Annotated in this window: 1 pseudogene; it reads right to left on the bottom strand. The window is 70.5% G+C overall.

Going from position 1 to position 1,046, the window contains the following annotated elements:
- Nucleotides 1-1,046: pseudogene (locus ACIBBH_RS42555) on the bottom strand (alpha-1,4-glucan--maltose-1-phosphate maltosyltransferase); the annotation flags it as partial.

The raw sequence follows: 1,046 nt of genomic DNA, 5'->3' as shown, positions 1-1,046 counted from the left end.
GTGTTCTCGCACAGCTCGTAGCCGCTGTAGATGCCCCAGGCGGGGGAGAGGGTCGCGGCCAGCACCGCGCGGACCTCGAAGGCGGGCCGGCCGCCGTGCTGGAGGTAGGCGTGCAGGATGTCGGGGGTGTTGGCGAAGAAGTTCGGCCGCATGTAGGCCGCCGCCTCACCGGTCAGCTCCGTGAGGTACTCCGTCAGCTCCTGCTTGGTGTTGCGCCAGGTGAAGTACGTGTACGACTGCTGGAAGCCGATCTGGGCCAGGGTGTGCATCATCGCCGGGCGGGTGAACGCCTCGGCCAGGAAGATCACGTCCGGGTCGGTGCGGCCTACCTCCGCGATCACCCGTTCCCAGAACACCACCGGTTTGGTGTGGGGGTTGTCCACGCGGAAGATCCGCACCCCGTGGGCCATCCAGTGCCGCAGGATCCGCACGGTCTCGGCGATCAGGCCGTCCATGTCGGTGTCGAAGGCGATGGGGTAGATGTCCTGGTACTTCTTCGGCGGGTTCTCCGCGTAGGCGATGGTGCCGTCGGGGCGGTGGTGGAACCAGTCGGGGTGCTTGTGCACCCAGGGGTGGTCGGGGGAGCACTGCAGGGCGAAGTCCAGGGCGACCTCCAGGCCCAGCTCCCGGGCCCGGGCGACGAAGAAGTCGAAGTCCTCCAGGGTGCCCAGGTCGGGGTGGACCGCGTCGTGGCCGCCCTCGGGGGAGCCGATCGCCCAGGGCACGCCGACGTCGTCGGGGCCGGGGGTGAGGGTGTTGTTGCGGCCCTTGCGGAAGGTGTGCCCGATGGGGTGGACCGGGGGCAGGTAGACCACGTCGAAGCCCATCGCGGCGATCGCGTCGAGGCGGCGGGCGGCGGTGCGGAAGGTGCCGTGCGGGCGCTCGGGGGTGCCCTCGGAGCGGGGGAAGAACTCGTACCACGAGCCGTACAGGGCCCGTTCGCGTTCCACCAGCAGGGGCAGCGGCTCGGAGGCGGTGACCAGTTCCCGCAGCGGATACCGGGCCAGGACCTCGTCCACCTCCGGCGCCAACGCCGCCGCCAGCCG

Source organism: Streptomyces sp. NPDC051636 (genome assembly GCF_044453765.1).
GTDB lineage: Bacteria > Actinomycetota > Actinomycetes > Streptomycetales > Streptomycetaceae > Streptomyces.
This window is presented reverse-complemented; position numbering and strand designations above follow the sequence as displayed.